Below are 7,107 nucleotides of genomic sequence, written 5' to 3' on the forward strand. Positions count from 1 at the left end.
ATGAATAAAAGATTTACCGTAGAAGAAAGTAATTTAATCAGTATTTTTATGGAAGAAGGTATAGATTCAGATGTGGGCGGCAGAAAAAAGGTCATAAATGGTATTGATAAAGCACTGAAACATCTGGAGGATGATGAGATGGTTGAATTGTCATTATGTGTCCTTGCAAAATTAAAGGAATTGACGGATCATGAATTTATGAAGATGGAGTTTGTAGCGGCAGAGTAACATCAAACGTAAGGCAGAACATGGCTTTTGGTGGCTGTGTTCTGTCTTTTTGAATAAGAACTTGACTGATAAATATTACGGGTGTAATATTTATAACGAAAGGTATTAAATTTTTTTATCCTAAAATCTTACACTTGTAATATATAAGCGTAGTACATTGATACGAATAAGAAATGGAGGTAACGATGAAGGAAAAACATAGAACCAAAAGAATACAAAGATATAGAAAAATGTTGGGCATTATAGTGTTGATGTTAACAATTACTTTGATTGGAGTAGTTGTGAGTGCAACAGTATTATATAAAAGAAAAAATGCGTGTAAAACACCAGATACTATCTTAGTAGAGTATATGATGCATATTCCAAAACAAGAATACGAAGAAATGTATGCAATGATTGATTTGGAGTCATCTGGATATATCAGTAAGGAAGATTTTTTGAAGAGAAATTCCACTATTTATGAGGGAATTGAAATGCAGAACATGTCGATAAAAAATGTCGAGTATGTGGAGGAAGATAAAAAAGTAACATATTTGACTTCATTTGATACAGTGGCAGGAACTATCAGCTTTGAGAATGAGGCATTTTTTATAAATGGAGAAGAAGGATATAAATTGGTTTGGGATGATTCCATGATTTTTCCTAATCTGACTTCTGCAGATAAAGTAAGAGTTTCCACTACACAGGCAGAGCGAGGAGAAATTCTGGATAGGAACGGACGTGTCCTTGCAGGAAAAGGTACAGCATCTTCAGTTGGAATTGTTCCGGGCAAGTTGGAAAACAGAGAGGAAGCAATCGCACAGATTGCAGGACTATTGGAAATCACAACGGAAGTGATAGAAAAGAACCTGTCTGCAAAGTGGGTAAAGGATGATTCTTTTGTACCTATTAAAACGATTCCAAGAGTGGAAGAAATTGAGTTAATGTCTATCAGTCCAGAGGAAGAAGTTTTAAAGGAGAAAGAAAGGCATGATAAGTTGCTGGAGATTCCCGGAGTGATGATATCTGATGTTGAAGTGCGTGAATACCCATTAGGGGAAGCCGCTGCGCATTTGGTCGGGTATGTTCAAAGCGCTACTGCGGAAGATTTAGAGGAACATGCAGGAGAAGGTTATACAGCCAATAGTGTAATCGGCAGAAGCGGAATGGAGGGCTTGTTCGAGAAAGAACTGAAAGGCCAGAACGGTTGCAGGATTTACATTGTAAATTCGGAAGATAAAGAGAAGGAGGAACTGGCTTGTATCCTGGTACAGCATGGGCAGGACATCCGGCTTACGATAGATACTGATTTGCAGGTTTCCTTGTACGAACAGTTTAAGGAAGATAAAAGCTGCTCGGTAGCCATAAATCATTATACCGGAGAGGTATTGGCTTTGGTCAGCACACCGGCCTATGACAATAACGATTTTATTATGGGATTATCGAGTGAGCAGTGGACTGTACTTAACGAGGATGAGAATAAGCCAATGTATAATCGGTTCCGGCAAGTGTGGTGTCCGGGATCTACCTTCAAACCAATTATAGCTGCGATTGGTTTACAATCAGGAGCAATCGATCCAATGGAAGATTACGGGAACGTAGGATTAAGTTGGCAAAAAGATGCATCGTGGGGTTCATATCATGTAACAACGCTTCATGCGTATGAACCAGTCATTTTAGAGAATGCCTTGATTTATTCTGATAATATTTATTTCGCAAAAGCAGCATTAAAGATTGGATCGGATGAGTTGGAGAATTCTTTGATACGGCTTGGTTTCAATGAGGAACTACCATTTGAGATTAAGATGGCAGAATCACAGTATTCCAATACAGAAGGCATTGAAACTGAAATACAGTTAGCTGACAGCGGTTACGGACAAGGACAGATTTTAGTGAACCCGTTGCATATGGCATGTATTTATTCTGCTTTCTGTAATGAGGGAAATGTAATAAAGCCTTATTTGGTATATCAGAATGAAGCGGAAGCTGAGTATTGGATTCCGGGTGCCTTTTCTAACGAGACAGCAAGTCGTGTATTGGAAGGAACAAAGAAGGTTGTGAATAATCCTAACGGAACCGGATATGCAGCCCATCGAGATGACATTATATTGGCGGGAAAGACAGGAACAGCAGAAATTAAGGAATCGAAAGAGGATACATCCGGTACGGAATTAGGATGGTTTGCTATTTACACAGCAGAGAAAGATATAGAATGTCCTATATTGATTATCAGTATGGTAGAAGATGTGAAAGGAAGAGGAGGAAGCGGATATGTTGTTAAGAAAGACAGCCTGGTTCTGGAAGAGTGGTTTAGCAGTCATTAGTTTTGTACTGATGTTTAGTATTTCGGGGTGTAGCGATACACCACCGGAAGAAGATACAGTTTCGGAAACAGTAATTGATGTTCAGGACGTTTCAGAAGAAGAACAGGAGAATGAAGAAGAAATTATAAACATCTGCATAGATCTTTATGACAAGGCAGCAGAGGAAAATAAGTTAGATGATTTGGAAATAATTCGGAGTATTGTAAATCGTCTTGGAGAAAACGGGTATCCTGCTGTTGACAGCAGAAATCAAGTGAATATGACGGAAGCGGAGCAGGTATTGGAATTTTGCAAAAAAGTGGATGCACAGGAAGAAGCAGAATTAACAATTCTTGAAATCAGTTATTTGGGCGGATTTGTAAAATATGATTTGCATACAAAAGACGGAAATGTAGATGTGGTCAGAAGCTATTATGGATACGAAAATGGAGAAATACAGAAAGAAGTTACTGGGAGGTATCAAGCAGAGTATTGGAATTATACAGAAGAAGGTTATCTGATGTTTTCTGGTGTCTGGTTTTCAGAAGAATTATACGTTCTTACATTGAGTGGAGTAGAGGAGCATACCGCATTACGAGTACAGCCATTGGATGAAACATATAGGGAACTGAGTCGGAAATATCTTCTTCCAATCAGCTTTGAACAGAATAATATGTTTATTGTGGATTGGAGTGAAGAAGATTTTGGGGATTTGAATTTCTATGATATGTATGACATTCTTTATCCAAAAGTGAATGGTCAGTATGTTCCTTATGTTGCAGATGACAATTTGTCAGTCAGTGCAGTTTATCGGATTCCAAAAGAGGAATTTGAAAGCGTTATTATGAAATATTTCAATATTGATAGTGAAACGCTGCAATCCAAAACTGTCTATGATTCGGAGGATTCGACCTATGAATACAAACCGAGAGGCTTCGAAGAAGTAGAGTATCCGGAATACCCATATTCAGAAGTAATCGGGTATACGGAGAACAGTGATGGAACAATTACACTTACTGCTAATGTGGTATTTCCATATTCGGGAAATTCCAAAGTATATGCCCACGAGGTTGTGGTTCGTCCTTTGGAGGATGGCGGGGTACAATATGTATCCAATCGAATTATACCCTCCGAGGATAATTCTGAGGAAACATGGCATACGCCACGGTTGACGTTAGAAGAATGGGAAGAATTATACGGAGGCGAATAATGGAAGATGTGAAATGGCTGCTTAGAAAATGTGGTCTTCCGATTTTGCTGCTGTTGATTTTCGTAATAGCCGGAGTGGTCTGTTGGGGAGAACTGCATACAGAAAAGCAAAAGGTGGCAGAAGAAGTATGGGAGCCACCTGTAGAAATCGAAAATAGCGAAGCAGAAACAGAAGAAGCCGAGAATGCGGAAACTTCCACAGAGTCAGCATATTGGTTTATTCCGCAAGCCAGTGATGATCTCCTTACAGAAGAGGAGAAGGAGCAACTGCAGAGTACGGTTTTGTCAGCAGCAGAATCGGTCAGAGAAATCTATAAGGATATTGTAATTGCAGATGCACTAAGCTACTCTTCCGGTATTAGTGAATTTACCAAAGAGCAGAGGAAAGCTGTGGTGGAGCAATTGGGCAGAAACGGTCTGGTAAGTGTTGAAGAAGATACTGCTATGCAAAATCATGAAGCAATCGAAGCATTTTATGCAGATTACCTGGATGGACAAGACTCGATGGTTACGGTATTTGAAGTACAGAGAGATGGGCTGATTGGAGCAGTTACCTTTATCTATCGGAAAGGTGAGTTGCAGACCTATTACATAGGAATTCGGTGGAGAGAAGGTGGTATGCCAGAAATACAGGGAACTTCGGTAAGTAATGTGGCTGAGATTAAACTGACCGAAAAAGGATATTTTATCTACGCATATGAATATGTGATTGCACATGCAAGTTTGAGACAGTATTGGAGAATAGAACCGCTACCAGAAGACTGCCAGGAATTAACGGAGAAATACATATCAGGACTAAGTTATGTGAATTACAATCTGCTCGTTACAGATTGGGATAGCAGCAATGTGGAGGACATTCTGATGCCTTGTATGTATGAAGATGTTTATAGGATTTCTACGGGGGAAAATCTGAAAACTGAGGGTTGGAAGATTCCGGCAGAGGAATATGAAAGGATAATGACTACTTATTTTCCGGTATCGGTAGAACAGTTGAGAGAGCATTGTGGATATGATGAGGGCAGCAATAGCTATGAATATGAGATGATTTATGCCAGCCCATACCCACCTTTCGGAGAAGTAGTTGACTATACAAAAAATGCGGATGGAACGATTACACTTATCGTGGATGGAGTATGGCCGGATTATAATTCTGATCTCGCTTTTCGGAATACGGTTGTGGTCCAGCCATTTGAAGACGGAACTTTCAGGTATCTTTCCAATTCTATAGAACAAATAGAGTTGGAACTGCCGCCAATAGCAAAAGCACATTAAATTTGCTTTGAAAGAAAGGATGATATTATGGCATTAAAGAAAAAAAGCATTTTGCTGAGTATGGCATTTCTGATTGGATGCTTCGTATGTGCCTGTGGAAAAGAAGATAGTATTGTGGATGAATCTCTTGTGAAAGATACGGAAGATGTATCTTCCACGGAGGAGATGCTTCATATGGTGAACCATTACATGGATGAATATTTGCAGACAGATTCCCTTGTGGCAAAGGCAAAAGCAGAGAAGTACGCAAAGATAATATCTAAAACCGTTATGAATTCCGGTGGATTTGATTCTGCCAACGCAGGACAAAATGCTTTCTTCTATGATTCGGCAGAAGGCTTGATCACTGCTGTGATATTGGTGATTGCGGAGTTCTGCTCACCTTACGCTCTTGCGTTGGAACAGGCAAAACGAAAACAGAAAGCTTTGGAGCAGCGAAAAAAGGAAATAGCACAGATGAGAAAAGCCTGCATTGACAAAGATATAGATTTTTTGCCAAAAGCACAGACAGCCATTCTTCAAAAAGATGTTGAAGCAGAGATTTTGTTTCAGCCAGAGGAACAGAAAGAAGAAAAAGGCGAAGAAAGGCATATCATCAGTGTGTTCAAATTGATTCAAGATTTATTGGGACCATCGGAAGTGAAAGGCAAAAGTCAGTTCAAGCTGTTGATGGAACGTCTTCCAGAAGAACATAAAGCAAGATGGCTGTCTGGTGCCGCCCTGAATACTTCAGACCAGGCAATGGCGTCTGTGCTGTCAACGGCATTGTCCAGACTGAATGCTTTTCTTGATTCTGAAATTGAACAGCTGCTCTGCTTTGAAACGAAAATCAATACGGAAAAGTTTTGTAGGAACAAGTCAGCAGTGTTTTTGATTATGCCGGAGGAAGATGACAGCAAATATTTCCTCATTTCTTTGATCGTACAGCAGTTATACAGAGAAATGCTTTCCATTGCTGATGAAATGGGTGGCAAGCTGCCAAACAGAGTTATGTTCTTCCTGGATGAGTTCGGTACATTGCCAGCTATACAATCTGCGGAAATGATGTTTTCTGCCAGCCGTTCCAGACGAATCAGCTTTGTGCCTATCATACAATCATTGGCACAGCTAGAAAAGAACTATGGCAAAGAAGGTGCGGACATCATCATTGATAACTGTCAGGTCTGCATATATGGCGGCTTTGCACCAAACTCCGAAGCAGCCAATGTACTGTCCAAAACGCTGGGGGATAGGACAGTTATGACAGGAAGTATCTCACAAGGCAGAGATAAATCCAAGTCACTTCAAATGACAGGCAGACCACTGATGACGCCAGATGAGCTTAAAATCATGCCAAAAGATACGTTCATCGTCACAAGAACAGGCGTAAAGCCTATGAAAACGAAGCTGAAGCTGTTTTTTGAGTGGGGAATCGAACTGAATGAAACATATCCAATGCGTCAAGCAGTGGTGAGAAAGGTGCATTACGCAAATAAAAAGACCATTGAGGAAGCCATTGCAAAAAAATACGGTCTGCCCCAAAATCCTCTCCAACAGCCCGTCAAACGCCCAATGCAGGAACAAGATAAGCCGTTATGCAACATATCGAAAACCATGAAAGGGGTGGAAAAAAGTTATGATTGACAAAATGAAGGTCTATCAGGATACAGAGCTTTCCAGTAAAGCCGTATCTGTTTATTTATATCTTTGTGAACGTGCCAGTAAAGAAACAAAAAGCTGCTATCCCTCCATGAAAACCATAGCGAAAGATCTGCATCTTTCTTTGGCATCAGTGAAGCGTTCCATTCAAGAATTGGAAAGAAGTGCATACATCAAAAAAGAAAATCGGTTTCGTGACAATGGCGGAAAAAGCAGCAATCTCTATTTTATTGAATGAATTTGAAAAAGAACAAAAAAATCCCCCCCTCAAAAAACGATGAAAAACGCCAAAGGGGGAGGTCTGTCTTCGGCGTGAGCTATGGTATGGCTCAATGTGAGCCGAGAATGTGAACTGTTCACTTTAACAGTTACATAGTATACAGAAAAAAATCTTATTGAAAAGGAGAATGAAACATTTGATAGATATATATAGTGATGTGGTATAAAAAAAGTTGACAGCTTGTTCTCAAGGATTTCA

6 protein-coding genes are annotated in these 7,107 nt (G+C 39.8%); all 6 read left to right on the plus strand.

Annotated features, from left to right (window positions below; all coding sequences use genetic code 11):
- The 6 genes from DW922_RS12090 (at position 1) to DW922_RS12115 (ending at position 6,867) form a co-directional block, all read left to right on the plus strand.
- A complete protein-coding gene (locus DW922_RS12090; protein ID WP_118726690.1) occupies positions 1-228 on the plus strand; it encodes a transposon-transfer assisting family protein in 228 nt (75 codons plus the stop codon).
- 185 nt (positions 229-413) lie between these two features.
- Positions 414-2,531, plus strand: a complete 2,118-nt coding sequence (locus tag DW922_RS12095) for a penicillin-binding transpeptidase domain-containing protein (protein ID WP_118726691.1) — start codon at positions 414-416, stop codon at positions 2,529-2,531.
- Entirely contained in the window at positions 2,479-3,720 is a 1,242-nt protein-coding gene (locus DW922_RS12100; RefSeq protein WP_118726696.1) for a DUF6070 family protein, read from the plus strand. Before DW922_RS12095 ends, DW922_RS12100 begins: the two co-directional genes overlap by 53 nt.
- Positions 3,720-4,991: a DUF6070 family protein gene (locus tag DW922_RS12105; RefSeq protein ID WP_002596367.1), complete on the plus strand. Its 1,272-nt coding sequence runs from the start codon at positions 3,720-3,722 to the stop codon at positions 4,989-4,991. Before DW922_RS12100 ends, DW922_RS12105 begins: the two co-directional genes overlap by 1 nt.
- 189 nt (positions 4,992-5,180) lie before the next feature.
- Positions 5,181-6,614 (plus strand): type IV secretory system conjugative DNA transfer family protein, encoded by a 1,434-nt coding sequence (locus DW922_RS12110; protein WP_243032208.1) that lies wholly within the window; start codon positions 5,181-5,183, stop codon positions 6,612-6,614.
- Positions 6,607-6,867, plus strand: a complete 261-nt coding sequence (locus DW922_RS12115; RefSeq protein ID WP_002567440.1) for a helix-turn-helix domain-containing protein — start codon at positions 6,607-6,609, stop codon at positions 6,865-6,867. The genes DW922_RS12110 and DW922_RS12115 overlap by 8 nt, the downstream gene beginning before the upstream one ends.
- Positions 6,868-7,107: the final 240 nt, after the last annotated feature.

This window comes from Clostridium sp. AM42-4 (genome assembly GCF_003480105.1).
Classification (GTDB): domain Bacteria; phylum Bacillota; class Clostridia; order Lachnospirales; family Lachnospiraceae; genus Brotaphodocola.

Bases quoted from the DNA above. Each gene is read 5' to 3' on its own strand.
- DW922_RS12110 (WP_243032208.1), top strand. From the start codon at position 5,181: ATGGATGAATATTTGCAGACAGATTCCCTTGTGGCAAAGGCAAAAGCA.
- DW922_RS12105 (WP_002596367.1), top strand. From the start codon at position 3,720: ATGGAAGATGTGAAATGGCTGCTTAGAAAATGTGGTCTTCCGATTTTG.
- DW922_RS12115 (WP_002567440.1), top strand. From the start codon at position 6,607: ATGATTGACAAAATGAAGGTCTATCAGGATACAGAGCTTTCCAGTAAA.
- DW922_RS12100 (WP_118726696.1), top strand. From the start codon at position 2,479: ATGTTGTTAAGAAAGACAGCCTGGTTCTGGAAGAGTGGTTTAGCAGTC.
- DW922_RS12095 (WP_118726691.1), top strand. From the start codon at position 414: ATGAAGGAAAAACATAGAACCAAAAGAATACAAAGATATAGAAAAATG.
- DW922_RS12090 (WP_118726690.1), top strand. From the start codon at position 1: ATGAATAAAAGATTTACCGTAGAAGAAAGTAATTTAATCAGTATTTTT.